Source organism: Erythrobacter sp. SDW2 (genome assembly GCF_021431965.1).
Lineage (GTDB): Bacteria > Pseudomonadota > Alphaproteobacteria > Sphingomonadales > Sphingomonadaceae > Parerythrobacter.
On sequence record NZ_CP090370.1, the window covers coordinates 2846427 to 2869101 of the forward strand.

Below are 22675 nucleotides of genomic sequence, written 5' to 3' on the forward strand. Positions count from 1 at the left end.
ATGCATCTCGACTTCTTTCCGTCGCGCACGCTGACGCTGTACCTCGCCAAGATGTTCATCGTCCGCATTCTGGCGGTGCTGGTGATGCTGGTGCTGGTACTGATGATGCTCGACCTGCTGTCGACCAGCGGCGACATTCTGAAGGTACCCGGCAACGGCCAGGGCGAGCTGTGGACCTATGCCACCCTGCGCATCCCGCAGCTGATCCAGCGATTCCTGCCCTATTCGGTGCTGCTGGCGACGATTATTGCGCTGATCACCCTGAACCAGAACAGCGAAGTCATCGCCATGAAGGCGGCCGGGCTTTCGGCCCATCAGGTCCTTGCCCCGCTGCTGCTGACGGCGCTGCTCGTTTCGGTGAGCAGCTTCGTCTTCAACGAGCGGGTCGTGACCCGTGCGACCGCGACGCTCAAGGCGTGGGAGGCGACCGAATACGGGGCCTTGCCGCAGGAGGCCAAGGTCAAGGCCAATGTCTATCTGACCGACGGGACCAATATCCTCACCGCCAGGACCGTGACCGGCAGGGGCAATGCCATCAGGCTGGGCGATGTGACCTGGTACCGGCGCGGCCCCGGTGGCAGCATCGAGCAGCAGATCCGTGCCCCGCGCGCCAGTTTCGTCAATCCCGGCTGGCGGCTCGAAGAGGCCGAGCAGTTCGATGTCACGACGGCCGCGACAAAGCAGGTCGAAACCATCGTGGTCGGCAAGGCGCTGAGCCCGGCCCAGATCGAGCTGGAAACGATCGACCCCGATGCGGAGCCGTTCTGGAACCTCGGCGGTGCCATCGATGCCTATGAGGCGACCGGCCGCCGGACCAGCGAATTGCGCGCCAAGTGGTGGCACAAGCTGGCGGGGCCACTGAGCGCTTTCCTGATGCCCTTGCTCGGAGCGGTCGCGGCGTTCGGCCTTGCCCGCTCGGGCCAGCTGTTCGTCCGCGCGGTGATCGGCATGGCGCTGGGCTTCGCCTATTTCGTGGTCGACAATGCCGCGCTCGCCATGGGCAGCTTCGGTGGCTACCCGCCGTTGCTCGCCGCCTGGGCGCCGTTTTTCCTGTTCCTGCTGGTGGGCGAAACGGTGTTGATCCGGACCGAGGAATGAGCGACTTCACGCTGCGGCTGGCGCTGCCGGGCGATGCCGAGGCGTTCCACCGGGTCGAGGATGATGCCGCCGGCCTGCTGCGCGAAGAGCCCTCGCTTTCCGGTGTGCCGATCCCGCCAACCGCATCGGTGGCGGATCACGCCAAGGTGATCGCCAAGGGACGTTCGCTGACCGCATTGGTGGGCGACGAAGTGGTCGGTTTTGCTGCCGCCGCCCCGGTGGGGCGGGAACTGCACTTGCACGAGCTGAGCGTCGCCCGGGCACACCAGGGCCGCAAGATCGGTGCGACCCTGCTCGAGGCGCTTGCCGTCGATGCCCGCAATTCGGGCTACCGGGCGATCACGCTCAACACCTTTCGCGACATTGCGTGGAACGCGCCCTTCTATGCCCGTCATGGCTTCGTCGAGGTCGAGAATTTCGAGGGCCGGCCGCATCTGGCGGAGTCGCTGGCCAGCGCCACCGCAGTCGGCCTCCCGGCGGAGCGGCGTTGCGCGATGATCCGGTTTCTGGAGTAGAATCTAGCGCGCGGTCATGGTGCTGCGGGCGATCCGGCTCACCAGATGCAGCATGCCGGGATGGTTCGCCCCTTCGTAGGCCGAACCCCGCCCGAGCTCCCGACGCAGGCGGCGATGCGCCTCGGGCAGGTCGTGATAGGGCATCGAGGGCATCAGGTGATGCAGCGCATGGTAACGCAGGCCCACCGGTGCCCAGATCTCGGCCGCAATGCCGGGCGGCGGCACGTTGACGCTGTCGAGGAACTGTGCGGTGACGGTCATGGCTTCGCCATCGTTCTCCCACAGATGCGCCACCAGCGTACGCAGTTGGTTGAGCACGGCGGTAAGCGAAAGGACCGCTCCAGCGGTGAGCAGCGGCGCCCAGCCGAAAGCGAAGATGCTGCTAATCAGCGCCCATGACCACAACATGCCGCCGACTTCCTGCCACATTACCCGGCCGCGGAAATCCCCTTCGGGCGGGCGGCGGCGGAAGTCGGGGTTGATCGACAAGGCGCTGGCGCGCTCCCACACCAGCTTGCGGATCGGCGGCACAATGAAACCGAGCGGCACGAGCACGGCGAAGCGGATGATGAGGCCGACCGGTGCCAGCAGCGCCACCAGCACGAACACCGGCAGACTCCATGGCTTCATCAGCGCCAGCGGCAGGTACTCGGGGTCCTCGATCGTGCCGTACTGGGTGCGCTTGTGGTGCAGCGTGTGGACGTTCTCGTACATGAAGGACGGCACCAGCAGCGGGATGCCGACCAGCAGGTTCCAGCCCAGCCGGAAGCCGGGCAGTGCGTCGCGGTGGATATGGGTCAGTTCATGGATGAACATCAGCGCACGATAGAACGCCAGCGCACCGATCAGGCCAAAGGCCAGCTTCAGCGCCATACCGCTGGCCAGGATCGCACCGGCAACGCCGGCATATCCGACGACGGCAGAGGCAATCATGTCGGGCCAGTAGATTGCACCCTTCGCTTCTCCCAGGTCCTTGGTCAGGTCGCGGGCGGCACGCAGCATGTCCTTGTCGTCGGGCAGCTGGGCGTGCCAGCTGCCGGCTGCAGCCTTGAGCGCGGGTTGCGCAGGGTCGAGAGTCTGTTCGATGCTCATGGTATCTGTCTCGTGGGGGCCATACCGCAATCTGCGGACAAAGGACAACGCGGCGTTCCTACCAGAGTAATCGACGCCGTCGCTTGACTTGGAGCAAATAGCGCACACAGGGAAACCACAAGCTGAACGAGGTTGCGCGACTGTGAGCACCAGCCAGATAGATATTCACCCCGTCACCGACAAGGCCGGGCGCAAGGCCTTCGTCAGACTGGGCCGGGCCTTTGCCGCGCGCGAGCCGCATGCCGTGCCGCAGCTGTTCTCCGAGATGATGGAGTTGATCGACCCGGACACCAACCCGTTTTTCGGCCATGCCACGGCGCAGCTCTTCATTGCTTATCGCGACGGGCAGCCGGTCGGGCGCATTTCGGCCCATATCGACCATCTCGCCCTCGAAATCCCGCCGGAACAGGGGATGGGTCCGGGCACCGGCATGTTCGGCTATTTCGATGCCGAGGATGCCGCCGTCGCGGCCGCCCTGCTGGCCCACGCCGAGCAATGGAACCGGGACCAGGGCATGACCAGGGTGCTTGGTCCGATCTCGATGTCGATCTGGGAAGAGCCGGGCCTGCTGGTGCGCGGCCAGGACCATTCGCCGATGATCATGATGGGGCACCACCCGGTCCACTACAAGGGATGGATCGAGGCCGCCGGTTTCACCAAGGTCAAGGCGCTGCAGACCTATGACCTGGACGTCACCCACGGCTTCCCGCCGCTGATCCAGCGTATAGTCCAGTCGGGCGAGCGCAATCCGCGGATCAATATCCGCCCGGTCGATCTCGACCAGTTCGAGCGCGAGATCGAAATCGTGCTCCGGATCCTCAACGATGCCTGGTCGAAAAACTGGGGCTTCATCCCTTTCACGCCGGAAGAAGTCGCCTATGCCGGCAAGAAGTTGAGGCAGATCATCCACCCGGAAATCAATCGCATCGCCGAGCTGGACGGCAAGCCGGTCGCCTTCATGCTGACCTTCCCGGACATCAACGGCGTGCTGAAGAAAGTGGACGGCAAGCTGCTGCCATTCGGCTGGTTCCACCTCCTGCGCTGGCTGCGCAAGCCGGTCAACGCGGGCATGCGGGTGCCGCTGATGGGAGTGGTCAAGGAGCTGCAGAATTCGCGGCTCGCCAGCCAGCTCGCCTTCATGATGATCGAGGACATCCGCCGCGTGGCTATCAGCGCATATAATACACAGCGGGCCGAGATCGGCTGGATTCTCGACGACAACCAGGGGATGGTCGCCATCGCCGACGCCATTGGCAGCAAGGTCAACCGCGAGTACTGGATTTTCGAAAAGGCACTTTGAAAGCCGCCCTAAAGGTGAAGGCCCCCGCTCCGGGTCGGGAGCGAGGGCCTTACGGGATCGTATCACTGCCGTTTGGACGGGAGGGGGGTCGCGGCGGTGATAACAGGAAAATGCACCGCTGTGCCGCTGGTTCCCGAAGTGCGAAAAAAATTCTCCCGTGCTCTCGCGAATTCGCGGGCCGCTGGCGGAACCGACCGCCGTACGGTTCGTTTGATGTCCAAATCTTCAAGGGAAGGGAATCCATGTCAGTATCGCAATTGGTCGCCAGCCATCTCCCGCTGTTGCGTCGCTATGCCCGCGCCCTCAGCGGATCGCAGCAAACCGGCGACACCTATGTCCGTGCCACTCTGGAAGCGGCGCTGGCCGACGATGGCCTGCGCGGGGAAATCGCCGAGGGTCGCGTAGCGCTCTATCGCGCCTTCACCGCACTGTGGTCGAGCAGCGCGCTGGAAATCGAACCCGTCGGCGGCCAAGCAGGCGGTCACGAGGCTGCTGCCAGCGAGCGTCTGGCGTCAGTCACCCCGCTGTGTCGCCAGGCGTTGCTGCTGACGACCCTGGAGGACTTCTCGGTCGAAGAAACCGCGACCATTCTCGACATGTCACCCGAGCAGGTCGAAGATCTCGTCCGCGAGGCCGTGGCGGAAATCGACCGCGAGTCCACCACGCGCGTCCTGATCATCGAAGACGAGCCGCTGATTGCGATGCAGCTGGAAGACCTTGTGCGCGGTCTTGGCCACGACATCGCCGGGACGGCTGCGACCCGCACGCAAGCAGTCGATGCGGTAGGCGAAGTGACGCCCGGCCTTGTCCTCGCCGATATCCAGCTTGCCGATGGCTCCTCCGGTCTCGACGCGGTCGACGATATCCTGCAGCAGTTCGATGTGCCGGTGATTTTCATCACCGCCTACCCGGAACGTCTCCTGACGGGTGACCGGCCCGAGCCGACCTACCTCGTTACCAAGCCGTTCCAGGAAGCCAGCGTCCGCGCGGCGATCAGCCAGGCGCTGTTCTTCAACTCGAGCAAGCCGCTCTGATCATCCGGCTGTATTAAGGCCGGCGCCAAACCGGGCGCCTGACCGGTCCGATCAAGCCTGGCGAGGTGCGCGGATTGCGAACTCGCTGGGCTTGCGGACCGGAACGCGCAGCACGCAGCGCACACCCTCTTCTGCAAAATCCAGTTCGACGGGGTGGCGCAGCTCATGTGCCACGATCCGTTCGATCAGCTCGGTGCCGAAGCCACGCGGCCGCTCGGTCGGCACCCTGGGTCCACCGCTCTCGCGCCACTCGACACGCACGGTATCGTTGTTCTCGCGCTGCCAGTTTATCGAAACCATGCCGCCCTCAGCGCTCAGGGCGCCATACTTGGCGGCATTGGTCGCCAGTTCGTGGATCGCCAGCCCGAACGACAGCGCATCGTTGGGCGCCAGTTCGACGTCCGGCCCGTCGAGCTCGATCATGCTTGCATCGCTGCTGGCATAGGGCGCCATTTCCGCGACCACCACCTGGCGCAGGGGCGTGGTCCCCCATTCGGACTGGGTCAGCAGGTCATGGGTCGCCGACAGCGCCCGGATGCGCCCGTCGAGACCCTGGGCGAAATCGTCGAGATTGTCGGTCCGGCGCCGCGTCAGGGCGATGATCGAGAGGACATTGGCAAGCGTGTTCTTGACCCGGTGATTGAGCTCGCGGGTCAGCGAATTGCGGATCGAGTTCTGCTCCGCGTAATATTCGATGGCTGCGAGATCTTCCTGCGCCTGCTGGGTCAGCAGCCGCGCCACCAGCATCGACAGGCTGGCCACCGCGAGCCCGAACAGCAGCGTCAGCATCGACATGGAAGTCAGCGAGTTGCCATCGGCCGATTGCACTTGCACGGTCATTGGCCGGTTGCCGACCATGATCCGCACTTCGCTCGTCTGCCCGACGCCGTTGGCCTCCTGATGTGTCGCGATGAGATTGGCACCAACCCGGGGACCATCGAACAGCCGCACGGTGCGCTGCCCGATCAGCCCCGAATACATGGCGCCGTTGAGAAATTCCTGCCCGTCGAAAGGGCTGTAGATGAAGCCGCGCAGGGCGCGCTCGTCGCCGGCCTGGCCGTAAACCGGCATGAAGATCACGAACCCCGGACGCGGTCCGTCTCCGCCACTGACAAGGATGACCTTGCGCGATGCGATCGGCTCCTGATTGCGCGCGGCTGTCTCCATCGCTTCCCGGCGCACGGGCTCCGAATACATATCGAAGCCGATCGCGCGCTGGACCCGTTCGGAATCGGGCAGGCTGTAGGCAACCGGAACGAAACTCGGCAGCTTCGGCGCGGCAGGCATGCGGTAGACCCGGACCTTGCGGCCCAGTTGCCGCCCGATCCTGGCCTCGAACTCGGGGGCCGATTCCGGCGCGATAACCTCCGCCCAGCCGATCCCGCCGGAGAGCCGGTACTGGTCATCCAGTCGCAGTTCTTCCGCAAAACGGCTGAAGAGGGCGAGCGGAACGGCATCGACGGTGGCGAACAGGGCGGCTCCGGCGCGCAGATAGGCGCTGGAGGTGCTGGCGCGACGTTCCAGCGTCGCACCGATGGTTCCGGCAACCTGGTCGATCTGGACCTGTTCGCGCCGACTTTCGCCCCGCTCGATGGCGAAGACGCTCAGCAGGGTCACGCTGGCGACGAGCAGGAAAATCGCCACCGGCACTGCGCGCGGATATTGTAGCAGCCAGCGGCCCGAGCGACCGACAGTGGCAGGTGCCGTCGAGGCCAAACTAGCTTCCCTTTTCTGTATCGTGGGCGAACCACCCTCAATGTGGGAACCAAGCACGTTGCGTTTCGTTCCGATACCCGAGATGACAATAATCCACCGTGCGCGGATCGGTACGGGCAAGGACGATCAGAAAACCTATGAGTTCACAACCACCTGAAAAGCCCGGAGCAGTTGCCGGACGCAAAGCCGGCAAGCCGGAGTGGGCCGACGGCCTGCGCCAGCTGTACGATGCCGTGGTGGACGAGCCGCTTCCCGACAGCTTCAAGGACCTGCTGGCGCAATTCGACAAGCCCGCCAAGGGACGAACTCCCGATGGCGGGAGCGACGCACGATGACAGAGCCAAAACGCACCGCGACAGAGCGGGCGGACTTCAAGCGCGAACTCGAAGACGTTATCCCGCACCTGCGCGCGTTTGCGCGCGGCCTGTGCGGACGGCCGGACATGGCCGACGATCTCGTCCAGGAAGCGCTGATGAAGGCCTGGGCCGCCCAGGACCGGTTCCAGCCGGGTACCAGCATGCGGGCCTGGACCTTCGTGATCCTGCGCAACGCCTATCTGACCGACATGCGCCGCAACCGTTTCCGCGGCGAGTATGACGAGGGCGTGGCCGAACGCATCCTGACGGCCCCTGCCGGACAGGAAGAGCCGATCCACCTCAGCGACATGCACCGTGCGCTGCTGACCTTGCCGGCGGAACGGCGCGAAGCGCTGTTGCTGGTCGGCGCGGGCGGGTTTTCCTACGAGGAAGCCGCCGAAATCTGCGGCTGTGCGGTCGGCACGATCAAGAGCCGGGTCGGGCGCGCCCGCGCTGCCCTGACCGACATGCTCGACGAAGGCAGCATTCCCCAACGTTCGACCGATGACGAGATCGCCCAGGACGCCATCCTTGATGAGCTGGAACTGGTCGCGGCTGGCGGCGGCGTTTCCGAACCCACGCGCTGACTGCCGGCAACGGCATCATGAAAAAGGCCCGCCCTCCTCGCGGAGAGCGGGCCTTTGTTGAGTCTGTCGGCGGGATCAGGCCGGATAGGTCCAGGTCGTGCCGCGGGCGAGATTCTCTGCTGCGAAGCCCCAGTTGAGCTTGCCGCCCTCGGTCACTGCCTTGAGATAGGCAGGGCGCGCGTTCTGGTGGTCGAGGTAGTAGGCGTGTTCCCACAGATCGATAACCAGCAGCGGCAGGACGCCGTCCTTGTCGGCGAGCGTATCGCCGTCATGGGTTTCCTCGATGGTCAGCGCACCGTCCTTGACCGCCAGCCAAACCCAGCCGCTGGCAAAATGGCCGGCGCCGCGATCCTGCAGCTGCTTGAGCAGTTCTTCGGTCGAGCCGAAGGCGCTGTCGATCATGCTCTTGAGCTCGTCGGTCGGCGTGCCGCCGTCTTCGGCCAGCGAATGCCAGTAGAAGCCGTGGTTCCAGCTCTGCGCCGCGTTGTTGAACAGGCCCTGGTTGGTGCCGCGCGCGGCAGCGATGATCTCTTCCATCGGCTTGTCGGCAAGGTCCGTGCCTTCAATCGCGGCGTTCATCTTGTCGATATAGGCCTTGTGGTGCTTGCCGTGATGGAACGACAGCGTGTTGGCGGACACGGCTGGTTCCAGCGCGGTGTCGGCATAGGGCAGCGGGGTTACGTCGAAAGCCATTGGTGATCTCCCGTTTGAACTGGTTCGGAAAGTGGGTCTGGTTGTGGAACGCTTCAACCGGCGTCAGGTTGCAAATTTGCGGATTTTCCGCGGTTGAGGAAACCGGCAAGCGCGACGTTCATCGTCACATTGCCGATGGTGCGCATGATATCGGGCAGCATCTCGACCGCGACCAGCAGCGCCAGCGGCTCGATCGGGATGCCCATGGCAAGCGCGATCGGGCCGATCGAAATGACGAAGCTGATCGATCCGGGCAGGCTGACCGATCCGACACTGATGATGAAAGCCACCGCGATCCCTGCAGCGAGGACCGGCAGGGTCAGCTCCACTCCGGCAAGATGGGCGATGTAGAGCGCGACGGCGAGGTTCATCGCCGGGCTGGTGGCGCGGAAAATGGCCACCGCCAGCGGCAAGGTGAAATCGGCCACTTCCTCGCGCACGCCCAGCCGCCGGGCGCTGTCGAGCATGGCCGGCAGGCTGGCGAGCGAGCTCTGCGTGGAAATCGCCACCGCCTGTGCGGGCAGGACCGAGCGGATGAAGTTCGCCGGTGCAATGCGGCCGCCCAGGATCGCCAGCAGGTAGGCGGCCAGGAGCACGATCCCGCCGACCGCCGAGACGATGACGATATAATGCGCCAGCGTGGCGAAGGCACCGCCCCCGGCCTCGGCGGCCACGCCCACGGCCAGGGCAAAAACCCCGACCGGTGCGACCCACAGCACCCAGCCGATGATCGTCAGCATGGCGTTGGCGAGCGCCGCGAAGAAGGCCAGCATGGTCGCCTTCTGGCCCGCCGGCAGCCGCGCCACGGCGATGGCGAACAGGGCGAAAAAGATCGTCAGCGGCAAGGTCGAGGTCTCGGCAGCCGCGGCAATGATGTTGGGCGCAACGAGCGATTCGATGAAGGCGGCGATAGTGGGGACTTCCTGCCCCTGCAGCGCCGGTGCGCGCAGCAGGTCGGCCGCACCCGGCGGCGGCGGGAAGGCTTCCAGCAACAGGGGCGTGGCGATGGTCGCGGCGAGGCCGCTGAACACCAGCAATACTGCCACCGTCACGATCATCGTCAGCGCGGTCCGCCCGGCACTCGCCGCCGCGATCATCTTGGCAATTCCGATCACCAGCAGCGCTGCAACCAGCGGAATAATCGTCATCTGCAAGGCCCGGAGCCATAAAACGCCGATGGGTTCGGTCAGCTTGACCAGCGGGTCGATCATGCTGGTCGGGGCCAGCATCCAGCCCAGCAGCAATCCCGCCAGCAGGCCGCCAAAGGTCCACCACACCGGCAGGCGGATGGTGACGAGGCCTCCTTCGCCCGTCGCGGCAGCGCCCGGTTGTGTCTCGCGTTCGGTCAAGCAATGGCTCCCCTGCACTTCGCCCTTCCCTTTGCGGGCGCTTGCACTCTAAAGCGCGTGGCAAATCGCGGCACATGCCGCAACCTCCAATTCTGCCCAGGGGACGCGACTTGGCACGCAAATTCTTCGGTACCGACGGTATTCGCGGCGAAACCAATGTCGGCAACATGACCGCCGATGTCGCCATGAAGGTGGCGCAGGCGGCAGGCGCCTATTTCCGCCGCGGCGACCATCGCCACCGCGTGGTGATTGGCAAGGACACGCGTCTTTCCGGCTACATGATGGAATCGGCGCTGGTCGCAGGCTTCACCAGCGTCGGCATGGACGTGATCCAGACCGGCCCGCTGCCGACCCCGGCCATCGCCATGCTGACCCGCGAAATGCGCGCCGATCTGGGCGTGATGATCTCGGCCAGCCACAACCCCTATCGCGACAACGGCATCAAGCTGTTCGGGCCGGACGGGTTCAAGCTGTCGGACGAGACCGAACTCGCCATCGAGGCGCTGCTCGAACAGGAACCGCAGCTGGCCCCCGCCGCCGAGATCGGCCGTGCCCGCCGGATCGAGGACTCGCGCGGACGTTATATCCACGCTCTGAAGCAGTCGATCAGCACCGAGACGCGTTTCGACGGACTCAAGGTGGTGGTCGATTGCGCCAATGGTGCCGCCTATCAGGTTGCTCCGTCCGCCATTTGGGAGCTTGGCGCGGACGTCGTCGCGCTGGGCGTCAATCCCGACGGCACCAACATCAATGACGGGGTGGGTTCGACCTCGCTCGATGCGATCAAGGCCAGGGTGGTCGAGGAAGGCGCCGATGTCGGCATCGCCCTAGATGGCGATGCCGACCGGCTGATCGTGATCGACGAAAAGGGCAACGCGGTCGACGGCGACCAGATCATGGCGCTGATCGCCAGCCGCATGGCGGAGAAGGGCGTGCTGCGCGGCGGCGGCGTCGTCGCCACGGTGATGAGCAACCTGGGGCTGGAGCGTTATCTTGCCGGCAAGGGACTGACACTGGAGCGGACCAAGGTCGGCGACCGCTACGTGCTCGAGCGGATGAAGGAAGGTGGCTTCAACATTGGCGGCGAGCAATCGGGGCACATGATCCTGCTCGATCATGCCACCACGGGCGACGGCACCGTGGCGGCGCTGCGGGTGCTGACCTCGCTGGTGCATTTCAAGAAGCCGGCCAGCGAAGTGCTGCATGTGTTCGACCCGGTGCCGCAGCTGCTCAAGAACGTCCGCTTCGCCGGCGGGAAGCCGCTGGACGACGCGGCGGTCAAGGCGGTGATCGCCGGGGCGGAAGCGGAATTGGCGGGCAAGGGTCGGCTGGTCATCCGCCCTTCGGGCACCGAGCCGGTGATCCGGGTGATGGCAGAGGGCGACGATGCGACGCAGGTTGAATCGATTGTGGACCGCATCTGCGACGCGGTGAAGGCGGCCGGCTGATGCTGGAAATGCGCCCGGATTGCGAACGTTGCGGAACCGATCTTCCGGCCGAGTCCCCCGGAGCTTTCATTTGCAGCTTCGAATGCACCTTCTGCGCCGAATGCGCCGACGCGCTGGACGATCGCTGCCCCAATTGCGGCGGCGAACTGATGGACCGGCCCACAAGGACAAGGCAGTTGCACGAAACATACCCGCCCTCGGCCGATCGGAAATTCAAGGGGTGAGCGCCCGTCCGCCTCGCATCCTTGTCATCGCCGGATCTGACAGTTCGGGCGGCGCGGGGATCCAGGCCGATATCAAGACCGTCACCATGCTGGGCGGCTATGCCATGACCGCGATCACCGCGGTGACGGCACAGAACACCAGGGGTGTGACCGGCGTCGAGACCCTCGCCCCTTCTTTCGTCGCCGCGCAGATCGATGCCTGCTTGACCGACATCGGGGTCGATGCCGTCAAGATCGGGATGCTCGGCAATGCCGACATTGCCGAAGTTGTCGCCGACCGGTTGGAGGACCTGCCCTGCCCGATCGTATTCGATCCGGTGATGATCGCCACCAGCGGCGCGGTGCTGGCGGACGAAGCGACGATCGATGTGTTCGAATGGCTCATGGAACTGGCGACCCTGACAACGCCCAACGTGCCGGAACTCGCCGCGCTCGGCGGGCATGGGGCGATGGCGGCGCGCGGTGCGCCCTACCTCGCCAAGGGCGGCGATGCCGACGGGCCGATGCTGGAGGACAGGCTGGTCCGCCCCGGGCAGGAGGATGTGGTCTGGAACGAGGCCCGTATCGTCACCCGCCATACCCACGGCACTGGCTGCACGCTCGCCAGTGCCATCGCAACGCTGCTGGGTGCAGGACAGCCGCTTGAAGACGCGGTCGCCCAAGCGCGCCGGTTTGTGCGCGAGGCGCTGCAGAACGCCCCCGGTTTCGGCAGCGGATCAGGCCCGCTTGGCCATCAGGCGGTTCGGCCGGACTAACCCTTGATGTCGTAGAACGCGGCGATGTGGGCCCAGGCCTCTTCTGCCGTTTCGCACCAGGTGATCAGGTCAAGGTCCTTGCGCGAGATCGTGCCCTCCTCGGCCAGGGCATCGAAATCGACCACCCGGGTCCAGAAATCCTTGCCGAACAGGATGATCGGCATCGGCTTCATCTTGCCGGTCTGGACCAGGGTCAGCAGCTCGAAGAATTCGTCGAACGTGCCGAAGCCGCCGGGGAATACCGCCACCGCCTTGGCCCGCAACAGGAAGTGCATCTTGCGCAGCGCAAAATAGTGGAAATTGAGCGCGAGGTAGGGGGTAACGTAGCGATTGGGCGCCTGCTCATGCGGGAGGATGATGTTGAGTCCGATGCTCTCGGCCCCGGCATCGCTCGCGCCCTTGTTGGCTGCCTCCATGATCGAGGGGCCGCCGCCCGAGCAGACCACGAACTGGCGCTGGCCATCCTCGACGATCGATTTTTCGCTGACCAGCCGGGCAAGCTTGTAGGCCTCGTCGTAATACTTGGCCTTGGCCGCGAGGTTGTTCGCCACCTTCTGCTCGAATTCGTCGCGCTCCTTGGCCGCTTCGACCAGCGCTTCGGCCTCCTCGGGCGCAGGGATGCGCGCAGAGCCGTACATGACCAGAGTGGAGCCGACGCCGGCTTCCTCCAGCAGCATCTCGGGCTTGAGCAGCTCGAGCTGGAAACGCACGGGGCGCAGTTCCTCGCGCAGCAGGAAGTCGGTGTCCTGAAAGGCGAGACGATAGGCCGGGTGCCGCGTCTGCGGTGTGTCGGTCGGGCTTTTCTGGGTGAAGCGCGCCTCTTCCTCGGCGTGATAGAAGCGGCGGTCGCTCAGGTGGCGTTCGTGCGAATTGTCAGTCATTGGGCCAGCAACTAGGCGCAAGCCGTGACCGGAGCAAGACTCACGGAAAGCCCACTACAAAACGAAGGCAAGCAGTCCGAAGGTGACCGTGCCGACGCCCAGCCCGATGCTGGTCGCGCGGCGATAACCAGGCGCCATCCAGCCGACGATCAGGCCGCCCAGCACCACCAGGAACAGCACCACTGCCGCCAAGATCTGGTAGTATCGGTAAAGCGCGGGACCGTGGCCCTTGTGCAGTTCGATCAGCGCGTACTGCAGGTCGGGCTGGTTGAGCTTGGCGGTCCATTCGCCGTCCTCCTGCTGGAAGCTCACGAAATCGCGGCTGGTCGGGCGGGTGGTAATCGAATCGCCACCCATCCGCAGGTAGTCGAACTGGATATCGAGCTTATTGGCGGCGAGGATCCGGCGCACATCGTTCTCGATCGTCGGGCTTTCGGGATCAAGTGTGGTCCCGGCCGGCAGCGCCAGCGCGGTTTCCTTCACCTCGCCCTTGAAATCGAGCAGATACGCCGCGCCGGTATAGGCGACGAGGATAAACAGCGGAGCCAATAGTCCCGCCGCCCACAAGTGGCATTTGACGAGGAAATTGCGGGTCTTGGCCTTGCTCATAGGATTTTCCTGGCTTTCAAATACAATTGATAATCAATTGCAATAAGCCGTTGCCGCCACAACCCGCCCAAGTCAATCGCCAAAGTGTTTCGGCCAGTCGCAGTATCCCTTCAGGCGAAGGCCTCCCAGGCGAGATCGCCGCTATAGCGCTGTGCCATGCGACCTTCCCCGTCCAACGCCACAAGGTGCAGCCAGCGGTTGTCGAACAGCGCCCTGACCTGCGGGTGGCGGGCGAGGATCGCGCTCATCGCTTCCGTCGGAGCCTCCACGCAGACCGTCAGCCGGAGGGGCTCGTGGGCAAAACTCTCACCATCATGGACCGATTGCCAGGCCAGTCCGGCGCGCAGATTGCCGCCATTGCCTTCGACCACGCCGATGCCGCCGACCACATTGTGGAGCAGCTTGTTGCCCGACCCGAAGGCCGCCGGCGCGACGCAGGATCCATAGTATTGCAGGCTGATCCAGCTCGCGACCACCACAGGTGCGATCAGGATCAGTTCGAGCACCTCGAAGCTGTGGGCCTCGTCCTTGCGCCAGTCGTAATCGTGGAGGAAGGCCTTGCCAGCAAGCGAGCGACCGCTGGTGCGATGGCGCGGCGCTGCGACGAAGGCCTGGCACCCGGCCAGCGCCCATTCCGGCCGGACCTCCGCCCAGTTGACCGAACGAGCGGGGATGTCGTCGGCCGATGTTGCCCGCGGCAGGCGCAGCGCCCGCTCCATCCGGCACTGTCGGCCTGCCTCATCGAGCCAGCGGCGGACCTCCTCAAGGCCTGTCACGCCATCGCTATCGTACAGCGTAACCCGGTCGGTGGTGGTATCGTGCAGGGCGGCAACGAACACGGTATCTGCTGGAATGGCGATCCCGCGCTCGGCAATTCCGGCGCGCACTGCCGGATCGTTGAGCAACCCAGCCAGCAAGCGTGCGTTGACTTCGCCCGAATAGCCTCCGCAAGCTCCGCAGTGCAGCCCGCTCGCATGCGGGTTGTTGACGACATTGGCGCCATGCCCTGCCAGCACCACAACCGGAGCAAAGCCGCTGGTCAGCGACATGGCCCGCAACACGGTCGCAGCAGCATCGATGCGCGCATCCAATGGCAGCGAAGGGTCGAACCGCGGGGTCGGACCTCCAGGCACCTTGTTTGCGTTGAGCCCCAGAGCGTCGCGCACCAGCTTGCCGAGATAGACCGGACCGGTTGCCTCGACGAAAGCGAAGGAAGAGACGGCCGCCAGCTTGAACCGGCCCCATGCCCGCTTCGCGCGCGCCCTGTAGCGTGCGGCGAGGTCCTGTGCCTCCAGCGCCGGGTCGGCGGTGCTGGACGTCACACGCGGGTTGAGGAGGACCGGCAGGCGGCGCTCCTTCTCGTCGGAAGCAAAGCCGCGGTGTTCGGTTGCAAGGCCGAAGAACCCCGCGAAACCGATCGTGCGGATCGAAGGGTCGAGAGCCTCCAGAGCCCGGCGGAACACCTCGGAACGGACATCGATACAGAACGCAGCCTGCAGGCTTGGGCGGCCTTCCGACGGCGCCGCTGGCCCTTGCGCCAATGTCGCGGCCAGGCGTTCCTGCGCCGACCGCTCGGCAGCCTCCTGCAGAATCTCGTCGATCACCAGTTCCGGATCGGTCTCATGGGGTTGCCTGAGCCGCTTCCTGGCCGCTGCCCAGGGTCCGGCGAGGCCGGGATCGTATTGCTCGAGCAGCGCGACTTCCCACTGCAACCGGACTGCCAGCAGGTCAGACAAAGTCGCGTCATGTTTTCCGGCCAGTTCCGCCTGCCACAATTCGTAGCGGGCGAACTGGGCCCAGCCGCCGAGCGAGAGCAGCAGCGTGTGGAAATAGATTTCAACCTCCTCCGGTTCGATGCCGAGCATGGTGACGGCCTGCTCGATGGCAGCCAGAGGATCCTGCGGCGCCTCGGCCACGCGCCGGGCGAAGCCCTTGAGCCCAAGGATTTCGGGCGCGAGATCGTGGGTCGCAAAGCTTCGCCAGGCGGCCCAGGCAGAGCGTCCGCGCAGGACCGGCCACAAGGCCTGTCCGCGATCGAAATAGCCGGCCGCCCAGGTGCCGAAACGGTCGGCGATGATCGCGGGCCAGTCGATGCCGCTCGCTTCCGCTGCCAGGGTGGCGATGGTGACCGGGGGCGAGAGCGAGGCACCATCCTGCAGCACAGCTTCACGAAGCCGGGCGATGCTGGCGGGCTTGCCGGCGTGGGAAGAAGCTTCGAGCGCCGCTTGCAAGTGCCTGTCGGCAATAGTCCCAGCGGCGATCTGGTCCGCATACCACTGGCGCGGCATGGTTACGGCGATCCCGCCGGCCCGGGCGAGGCGACTGCCGGTCTGGGCCAGCGTGTCACCGGTTTGGCCAAGAAAGGGATTGACCGCGACCGACGAGGCGAGCGGCCAGCTCGGCGGGATCAGGCGGATGGCGGCATCGACAGCCAGTGCTAGCGGCGAGAGGGCGAAGTGCGTGGACGCGTCTTGGTGGGTCATGACCATTTTGCCTTCCCGGATCAGGAGTTGTGCCGGATCGACCAGTTGGCGATCAGGCGGTCGAACATGGCGTTGGCATAAAGCCCGTTGGACAGGTGGACCCGCAGGCCCACGGCGGCCGGATGAGTCGCCCACAGCGGGAACAACGCCTGCGCCACCGCGACAATCGCGAAGCTCACAACCGCGAGCGCGATGAGCCACCATTCCAGCGGGCCGGGCGCAGGGGTTTCCGGCAGCACCCCGGCGGTCAGCCATTCGGTGCCGCGCTGAAGCATGAAATAGGCCAGCGAGGTCGCAACGGCGTAGATCGCGGTGCGGCGGGTCAACTCGCGGGGCGCGCGGTCGGCCAGACCCTGGGCCAGCATGTAGGCCACGCCGAAGATCAGCATCGCCCCGAGCGCAATGGCTTGCGGCGACTTGTCCGAGAGACCGAACAGCGCGCCGATCACTGCGTAGATGCCCAAAGCGAGGGCGAAGGAAAGCGCCACCGCCTTGCCATCGGGGATCGCGATCGGACCGGGGCGACGGATGGATGCAACCACTTCGACGGCCGTGCCCGAGGCAAGGAAGGCATGCGCCTTGTACAGCGAGTGCGCAACGATATGCAGCAAGGCGAGCGGGAACAGCGCCAGCCCGCACTGCAGGATCATGAAGCCCATCTGGGCGATGGTCGACCAGGCGAGCGAGTTCTTGACCGCCGACTGGCCGAGCATCGCCAGTCCGCCGAGCAGGGCGGTAAAGCCGCCGACGAACACCAGCACCGCCAGCACGCCCGGGGCGAGCAGCATGACGTCGGCAAAGCGAACCAGCAGGAAGCCGCCTCCATTGATCACCCCGGCATGGAGCAGGGCGGAAACCGGGGTCGGGGTCTCCATGACTTCGGTCAACCAGCCATGGGCAGGGAACTGGGCGGACTTCAATACGGCCGCCACCGCCAGCAGCGCCGCTGCGCCAGCTGCCCAGCCGCCGCCGGAGCCGTCGCGCGCCGCGCCAAGCATTGCAGCGATGTCACTCGTGCCATAGGCGACGGCCAGCAGGATGGCAGCCCCGACCAGCGCAGCATCGCCGACACGTGCGACAATGAATTTCTTGCGCGCGGCGCGCTGGGCCGCCGGCCGCTCCCGATAGAACAGCAAGAGCCGGTGCAGGAACAGGCTGGTGCACACCCAGGCCAGCGCGAACAGGATGAGGTCGCCTGCCTGGACCAGCAGCATGACAGCAGCGAGAGTCGCCGCCATCCAGCCGACGAACGCGCCTTGCCGATCCTCGCCGTCGAGATAGCTCGCTGCGTAGCGAAGCACGACCCAGCCAATGAATGTCACCAGCAGCAGCATGACCGAACTGACCGTGTCGAAACGGAGCGCAAGTCTGATGTCGCCGAAGTCGGCCAGCACGCCGGTCCAAGAACCCTCCATGGCGAGGCGGATCGTCGCCACAAGAGCGGCAGCGAGAGCCAGCAGGGACCCGGCCTCCGCCGCACGAAGCAGCTGGATCGGTCGGCGGCCCGGGCTGGCGACAGCAATCAGTGCCACCATTGCCATCACCAAAGGCGCTGCGAGGGAAATCAAATTTGCAGACATGGTTGCGGATCCTGCGACATCGAGCGTGTTGCCGGCCCGATAGCTGCGGATGAGACTTGCAAAAAATTCATTGTTCTTGGATTATCGTTCTATATTATAGAACGATATGGCCGAGCTGAATTTCCATCACCTGCGCTATTTCCACACCGTTGCGCACGAGGGAAATCTGACGCGGGCGGCGCAGCGGCTCAACGTTTCGCAGTCGGCCGTCTCGACCCAGATCCGCCAACTGGAAGACCGGTTGGGGCATGCGCTGTTCGAGCGGCGCGGACGGGTGCTCGTGCTTACAGAGGAAGGGCGGGTGACGCTGGACTATGCCGATTCCATCTTTGCGACCGGACAGGAGCTGCTGGCGACGCTTAGCCATGGCACGCACCATCGCCGCGGATTGCGGGTCGGATCGCTGGCTACGCTCTCGCGCAATTTCCAGCTCGCTTTCCTCCGCCCCTTGCTGGGCCGGGCCGATGTAGAGATCATCGTCCGGTCGGGCAGCGCGGGCGAACTCTACAGCGCGCTCGCGGCGCTTCAGCTGGATGTGGTTCTGACCAACCAGCCGCCACCGCATGACGCACTGACGGTCTTTCGCACGCGTCGCCTCGATGAACAGCCGATCAGTCTGATCGGTGTTCCGGCCTTGTGCCCGCCACACGGATCATTGGTCGAGCGCCTTCAGGAAGCCCCGCTCATCCTGCCCGTGACTGCCTCGGCGTTGCGCTCGGGGATCGACCTGCTGATCAACCGGTTGGGGATTTCGGTCCAGATTGCCGCCGAGGTCGATGACATGGCGATGTTGCGCCTGCTCGCCCGCGAAGGTGCGGGCCTTGCGGTCCTGCCGCCGATCGTGGTGCGCGATGAACTGTCGAGCGGCGTGCTGATCGAAAGCGCGCGCCTGCCCGACATCAGCGAGACCTTCTACGGCGTCACGGTCGACCGGCGATTTCCCAATCCGCTGCTCGATGGCTTGTTTGCGACCACGGCGTGACCGCTGGACCTGGGGGGATACTGAGGGGAATTGGATGCCCCGTGAGGATTCGAACCTCAATAGACGGAGTCAGAGTCCGTAGTCTTACCATTAGACGACGGGGCATCACGCGCAGCAGCGGGCTTGGAATCGGCCCGGACCTGCTGGGAAGGCCGCGCATCTAGTTTCCCCCTTGCGCCTCGTCAAGGCCGCTGAAGGTGCTATCGGGCCCACCCCCTTGCCCAGAAGGCCGGTCTGCACTAATTCTGTCGGCAAGTCCTCGCGTCCATCCGGCGCGAGAGGAAGAAAGAGACAGTGGAAACTATGGCGGATGTTTCTCCGCCGGACAGGAATAAGGGGGCAGGCCGCAAGGGGAACAAAAGGTCCGGCAAGGTAGCCGATTTTCGCTACAAGAGTTCCCCGCCGCCCGATGCCAAAAACAAGGAACGCCGCTCCGCCCGCGACGCTGCTCGCGATGCCGGCAGGGGAGGCCGTGCGCGGGCCATCGGCCACGGTGGCCAGCAGAACGCATCCAGGGCTCCGCATCAACGCGTCCCCCAACAGCGCCCGCAACGGTCAGGCCCGCACCATCGGCAGGCCTACGCCGCACTCGACCTAGGCACCAACAACTGCCGCCTGCTGATCGCACGCCCCACGGGCGAGAACTTTACGGTGATCGACGCTTTCAGCCGGGTCGTGAAACTGGGTGAAGGGCTGGCGCACAGTGGCCGACTGTCCGACGAGGCGATGGACCGCGCGCTGGGCGCGCTCAAGATCTGCTCGGAAAAGCTTCAGCGGCGCAATGTATGGCTTGCCCGCTCGGTCGCGACCGAGGCCTGCCGCCGAGCAGAAAATGGCGCCGAGTTCATCGCCCGCGTGCGCGAGGAAACCGGGATCGTCCTGGACATCATCACCGCGCAGGAAGAGGCGCGGCTGGCTGTCCTCGGTTGCCATATCCTGCTGGAGCAAGGTGACGGGCGCGCGGTCATCTTCGATATTGGTGGCGGCTCGACCGAGCTGGTGCTGATCGAACCAGACGGACGTGCTGTCCCGCGGATCCTCGACTGGCAAAGCGTGCCATGGGGGGTCGTTTCGCTCAGCGACATGGTACCGCGCAGGGCTCGCGGCGAAGAAGCCCGGATCGCGCGCTACTCGGAAATGCGCCGCGTGGTGGGGGAAAGTTTTGCCCCCTTCGCCGAGCGCGTGGCCGAGGCGGCCCGGCAACCCGATATCCGCCTGCTGGGCACCAGCGGCACTGTCACGACTCTCGCAAGCCTGCATCTGGAACTGCCGCAATATGATCGGCGCGCGGTCGACGGTCTGATCGTGCCGTCCGCCTCGATGCGCGACATTTCGACCCGGCTTTCCGGTATGAGCGTGGAAGAACGCTGCACCCTGCCCTGCATCGGCAATGACCGGGCCGAGCTGGTCGTGGCGGGTTGCGCAATCCTTGAAGCGATCCTCGACATCTGGCCGGCGCAGAAGCTGGGTGTCGCGGACCGCGGCATCCGCGAGGGTATCCTGCGCAGCCTGATGGCGGCGGACCAGAACCTCGCCTATGAGCGCACCGCATGACCAGAGGTACCAGGGATCCGGGCAAGCGGGTCAAGACCGCGCGGGGCCGGACAGCGTCATCGAACCGCTGGCTGGAGAGGCAGCTCAACGACCCTTATGTCAAGCAGGCCAAGGCCGAAGGGTACCGCAGCCGCGCGGCCTACAAGTTAATCGAACTCGACGAGAAGTTCGGGTTGCTGAAGGGCGCGCACAGGGTGGTCGACCTCGGCATTGCGCCGGGCGGCTGGAGCCAGGTCGTTCGCAAGAAGCGGCCCAAGGCGGCGGTCGTCGGCATCGATCTGCTGGAGGTCGAACCGATCGAAGGTGTCACTATCTTCCAGATGGACTTCATGGCCGATGAAGCCCCTGCGGCGCTCGAGGGCGCGCTCGACGGGCGGCCCGATTTCGTCATGAGCGACATGGCCGCCAACACAGTCGGTCACAAGCAGACCGACCATTTGCGCACCATGGGGCTGGTCGAAACTGCGGCGCATTTCGCCATCGAGACGCTGGAAGAAGGCGGGACGTTCCTCGCCAAGGTGCTGGCGGGCGGGACCGATGCCGACCTGCTGGCGCTGCTGAAGAGGCACTTCAAGACCGTCAAACACGCCAAACCCCCGGCGAGCCGCAAGGGCTCGTCGGAGTGGTATGTTGTCGCTCAGGGGTTCAAGGGGCGCTAGCTGCGCCCCTTGGCTGCGGGGTTATTCGACGACGGCCTCGACCGGAGTCTCGCCCGCGGGCGCTTGCGCCGCATCGCCTGCCGGGATTTCACCGGGCGTAGCAGCATCACCCTCGCCGCCCTCAGCGCTCTCCGCGGCGTCAGCCACGAAGGTGGGGACCGGCAGGTTCGAACCCATCGAGTTCATATAGAGCGCCACGGCCGCACGATCTTCGATCTTGGAAAGACCGGCGAAGCTCATCTTGGTGCCCTTGGCAAAAGCCGCCGGGCTCTTGAGCCACTCGTTCATGGTGTCCCAATCCCAAATGCCGCCCTTGCCGGAAAGGGCCGCCGAATAGGCGAAGCCCGGCACGTGCTTGCCGATCGGCTGGCCCATCACGCCCCACAGGTTGGGTCCGATGCCATTGGCGCCGCCCTGCTCGATGGTGTGGCACGCGCTGCACTTTGCGAAGACCTTCTCGCCCGCAGCGGCATCGACGCCTGCCATGTTGACCGCTTCGGCCATGGTCATTTCAGCCGCGCCACCGCTTTCCTCTTCGCCGCCGGCGATGAAGAAGCCGGCCTTGCCCTCTTCCAAGTGCTCGGCCTTGTCGGCGTGGAAATACTTGCCGCTCAGGATCGAGAGGCCGAGGGCGACGATGCCCGAAAACAGGATCCAGCCGAAGATGGTGTTGCGATTGTCGGTCATGCGATGAGAATCCGCGCGCTTTCGTGGGTGTTGAGTTTGGGGGGCGCTCTAGTCAGCCCGGTGCCTTTTCGCAAGGGCCAAGCGGCGCGTCCTGCGCGCGTCGGAGCGGCGAGCCTTGCAAAGGCGGCAAGCGGAAGTGCTTGCCGTGCAAACTTGCCCTCGCTACCCGCGCCCGGCAATGCTGAGTTTTCCCGCTCCTGCGCTCGCCATGGTCGAGCAGATGCGTGCTGCTGCTGCGGCCGATCCGGCGCGCACGATTGCCCTGCAAGGGGCGCCGGGCGCCAATTCGCACCGCGCCGCGCGCGAATATGCGCCCGAGATGCTGCCGCTGCCCTGCTTCAGCTTCGAAGATGCGATCGAGGCGGTCCAGACCGGCATCGCCGCTTGCGCCATGATCCCGATCGAGAACAGCCAGAACGGGCGCGTGGCGGATATCCACTTCCTGCTGCCGGACAGCGGGCTGAAGATCGTCGACGAACATTTCCTGCGGATCGAGCATGCGCTGATGGGGCTGGGCCAGGGTCCCTTCGAAGCCGCATTTTCGCATCCGCAGGCACTGGGCCAGTCGCGCATTTACCTGCGTGAGCGCGGGTTGGTGCCGCTGAGTTTCGCCGATACGGCAGGCGCGGCGGCGCATGTCGCCGAGCGCGGTGATCCGAAATTGGCGGCAATTGCTCCGGCCCTGGCAGCCGAACTCTACGGCCTCGATATCGTCGAACACAATGTCGAGGACGCGCATGACAACATGACGCGTTTCGTCGTGCTGGCCCGCGACCCGATCGATCCCGCGAGCCTTGCCGGCACGCCTGCCATGACCACCTTTGTCTTTACGGTGAAGAATATTCCCGCCGCGCTTTACAAGGCGATGGGCGGCTTCGCGACCAACGGCGTCAACATGACCAAGCTGGAAAGCTACCAGCAGGGCGCCAGTTTTTCGGCCAGCACTTTCTATGCCGATATCGTGGGCGCACCCGGGGATGCGGCAGTCGATCGGGCGCTGGAGGAACTGGCGTTCCATTGCACCGAACTGCGAATGCTGGGTTCATACCGCATGGCGCGCCCGAGGGGATAGG

General features: G+C 65.1%; 22 protein-coding genes and 1 tRNA gene. 13 read left to right on the plus strand and 10 right to left on the minus strand.

Annotated elements, in window-relative coordinates:
- Both lptG and LY632_RS13930 read left to right on the plus strand, forming a co-directional pair.
- A complete protein-coding gene (gene lptG / locus LY632_RS13925; protein WP_234091713.1) occupies positions 1–1098 on the plus strand; it encodes an LPS export ABC transporter permease LptG in 1098 nt (365 codons plus the stop codon).
- Positions 1095–1613, plus strand: a complete 519-nt coding sequence (locus LY632_RS13930) for a GNAT family N-acetyltransferase (protein ID WP_234091714.1) — start codon at positions 1095–1097, stop codon at positions 1611–1613. The genes lptG and LY632_RS13930 overlap by 4 nt, the downstream gene beginning before the upstream one ends.
- A gap of 3 nt (positions 1614–1616) precedes the next feature.
- On the opposite strand, the gene LY632_RS13935 is transcribed toward LY632_RS13930, so the two are convergent.
- Positions 1617–2705, minus strand: coding sequence for a fatty acid desaturase (locus LY632_RS13935; protein WP_234091715.1), 1089 nt, complete (start codon positions 2703–2705; stop codon positions 1617–1619).
- 142 nt (positions 2706–2847) lie between these two features.
- Between LY632_RS13935 and LY632_RS13940 the strand changes: the two genes are divergently transcribed.
- Positions 2848–4005 carry an N-acetyltransferase gene (locus tag LY632_RS13940; protein WP_234091716.1) on the plus strand — a complete coding sequence of 386 codons (1158 nt, stop codon included), beginning with the start codon at positions 2848–2850 and terminating at the stop codon, positions 4003–4005.
- A 242-nt stretch (positions 4006–4247) separates the two neighbouring features.
- The gene (locus tag LY632_RS13945; protein WP_234091717.1) at positions 4248–5039 is read left to right on the plus strand and encodes a response regulator; all 792 of its coding nucleotides are present in this window, start codon (positions 4248–4250) and stop codon (positions 5037–5039) included.
- A gap of 51 nt (positions 5040–5090) precedes the next feature.
- Here the strand turns inward: LY632_RS13945 and LY632_RS13950 are convergent, their stop codons facing one another.
- Positions 5091–6755, minus strand: coding sequence for a CHASE domain-containing protein (locus LY632_RS13950; protein ID WP_234091718.1), 1665 nt, complete (start codon positions 6753–6755; stop codon positions 5091–5093).
- Positions 6756–6892: 137 nt separating this feature from the next.
- Between LY632_RS13950 and LY632_RS13955 the strand changes: the two genes are divergently transcribed.
- Positions 6893–7090 (plus strand): NepR family anti-sigma factor, encoded by a 198-nt coding sequence (locus LY632_RS13955; protein ID WP_234091719.1) that lies wholly within the window; start codon positions 6893–6895, stop codon positions 7088–7090.
- Entirely contained in the window at positions 7087–7698 is a 612-nt protein-coding gene (locus LY632_RS13960) for a sigma-70 family RNA polymerase sigma factor (RefSeq protein ID WP_234091720.1), read from the plus strand. The genes LY632_RS13955 and LY632_RS13960 overlap by 4 nt, the downstream gene beginning before the upstream one ends.
- A 75-nt stretch (positions 7699–7773) precedes the next feature.
- On the opposite strand, the gene LY632_RS13965 is transcribed toward LY632_RS13960, so the two are convergent.
- Both LY632_RS13965 and LY632_RS13970 read right to left on the minus strand, forming a co-directional pair.
- Entirely contained in the window at positions 7774–8391 is a 618-nt protein-coding gene (locus LY632_RS13965; protein WP_234091721.1) for a superoxide dismutase, read from the minus strand.
- A 53-nt stretch (positions 8392–8444) separates the two neighbouring features.
- Positions 8445–9740 carry a dicarboxylate/amino acid:cation symporter gene (locus LY632_RS13970; RefSeq protein ID WP_234091722.1) on the minus strand — a complete coding sequence of 432 codons (1296 nt, stop codon included), beginning with the start codon at positions 9738–9740 and terminating at the stop codon, positions 8445–8447.
- Between the two features lie 110 nt (positions 9741–9850).
- Between LY632_RS13970 and glmM the strand changes: the two genes are divergently transcribed.
- From glmM to thiD, 3 genes are read left to right on the plus strand one after another with little or no spacing between them, the layout of a single operon-like run.
- The gene (gene glmM / locus LY632_RS13975) at positions 9851–11188 is read left to right on the plus strand and encodes a phosphoglucosamine mutase (protein WP_234091723.1); all 1338 of its coding nucleotides are present in this window, start codon (positions 9851–9853) and stop codon (positions 11186–11188) included.
- Positions 11188–11412, plus strand: coding sequence for a DUF1272 domain-containing protein (locus LY632_RS13980; RefSeq protein WP_234091724.1), 225 nt, complete (start codon positions 11188–11190; stop codon positions 11410–11412). The genes glmM and LY632_RS13980 overlap by 1 nt, the downstream gene beginning before the upstream one ends.
- Positions 11409–12167: a bifunctional hydroxymethylpyrimidine kinase/phosphomethylpyrimidine kinase gene (gene thiD / locus LY632_RS13985; protein WP_234091725.1), complete on the plus strand. Its 759-nt coding sequence runs from the start codon at positions 11409–11411 to the stop codon at positions 12165–12167. The genes LY632_RS13980 and thiD overlap by 4 nt, the downstream gene beginning before the upstream one ends.
- On the opposite strand, the gene LY632_RS13990 is transcribed toward thiD, so the two are convergent.
- The 4 genes from LY632_RS13990 to LY632_RS14005 all read right to left on the minus strand — a co-directional run bounded on the left by LY632_RS13990 (position 12164) and on the right by LY632_RS14005 (position 17720).
- Positions 12164–13048 (minus strand): LOG family protein, encoded by an 885-nt coding sequence (locus LY632_RS13990; protein ID WP_234091726.1) that lies wholly within the window; start codon positions 13046–13048, stop codon positions 12164–12166. The two genes, thiD and LY632_RS13990, sit on opposite strands and share 4 nt — an antisense overlap.
- Positions 13049–13102: 54 nt before the next feature.
- Positions 13103–13657 (minus strand): PepSY domain-containing protein, encoded by a 555-nt coding sequence (locus LY632_RS13995; protein WP_234091727.1) that lies wholly within the window; start codon positions 13655–13657, stop codon positions 13103–13105.
- A gap of 110 nt (positions 13658–13767) precedes the next feature.
- Positions 13768–16140 (minus strand): YbcC family protein, encoded by a 2373-nt coding sequence (locus tag LY632_RS14000; protein WP_234091728.1) that lies wholly within the window; start codon positions 16138–16140, stop codon positions 13768–13770.
- A 20-nt stretch (positions 16141–16160) separates the two neighbouring features.
- A complete protein-coding gene (locus LY632_RS14005; RefSeq protein WP_234091729.1) occupies positions 16161–17720 on the minus strand; it encodes a proton-conducting transporter membrane subunit in 1560 nt (519 codons plus the stop codon).
- Between the two features lie 106 nt (positions 17721–17826).
- On the opposite strand from LY632_RS14005, the gene LY632_RS14010 reads away from it, so the two are divergent.
- Positions 17827–18702, plus strand: coding sequence for a LysR family transcriptional regulator (locus tag LY632_RS14010; protein WP_234091730.1), 876 nt, complete (start codon positions 17827–17829; stop codon positions 18700–18702).
- 31 nt (positions 18703–18733) lie between these two features.
- Here the strand turns inward: LY632_RS14010 and LY632_RS14015 are convergent.
- Positions 18734–18807, minus strand: a tRNA-Gln gene (locus LY632_RS14015).
- A 198-nt stretch (positions 18808–19005) separates the two neighbouring features.
- Between LY632_RS14015 and LY632_RS14020 the strand changes: the two genes are divergently transcribed.
- Together LY632_RS14020 and LY632_RS14025 are read left to right on the plus strand one after the other, a co-directional pair.
- A complete protein-coding gene (locus LY632_RS14020; RefSeq protein WP_234091731.1) occupies positions 19006–20256 on the plus strand; it encodes a Ppx/GppA phosphatase family protein in 1251 nt (416 codons plus the stop codon).
- Positions 20253–20915 (plus strand): RlmE family RNA methyltransferase, encoded by a 663-nt coding sequence (locus tag LY632_RS14025; protein ID WP_234091732.1) that lies wholly within the window; start codon positions 20253–20255, stop codon positions 20913–20915. The genes LY632_RS14020 and LY632_RS14025 overlap by 4 nt, the downstream gene beginning before the upstream one ends.
- Before the next feature lie 21 nt (positions 20916–20936).
- Here LY632_RS14025 and LY632_RS14030 read toward each other — a convergent pair whose 3' ends face one another.
- A complete protein-coding gene (locus LY632_RS14030; RefSeq protein WP_234091733.1) occupies positions 20937–21602 on the minus strand; it encodes a cytochrome c family protein in 666 nt (221 codons plus the stop codon).
- A 178-nt stretch (positions 21603–21780) separates the two neighbouring features.
- Between LY632_RS14030 and LY632_RS14035 the strand changes: the two genes are divergently transcribed.
- Positions 21781–22674 carry a prephenate dehydratase gene (locus LY632_RS14035; protein WP_234091734.1) on the plus strand — a complete coding sequence of 298 codons (894 nt, stop codon included), beginning with the start codon at positions 21781–21783 and terminating at the stop codon, positions 22672–22674.
- Position 22675 lies beyond the last annotated feature (1 nt).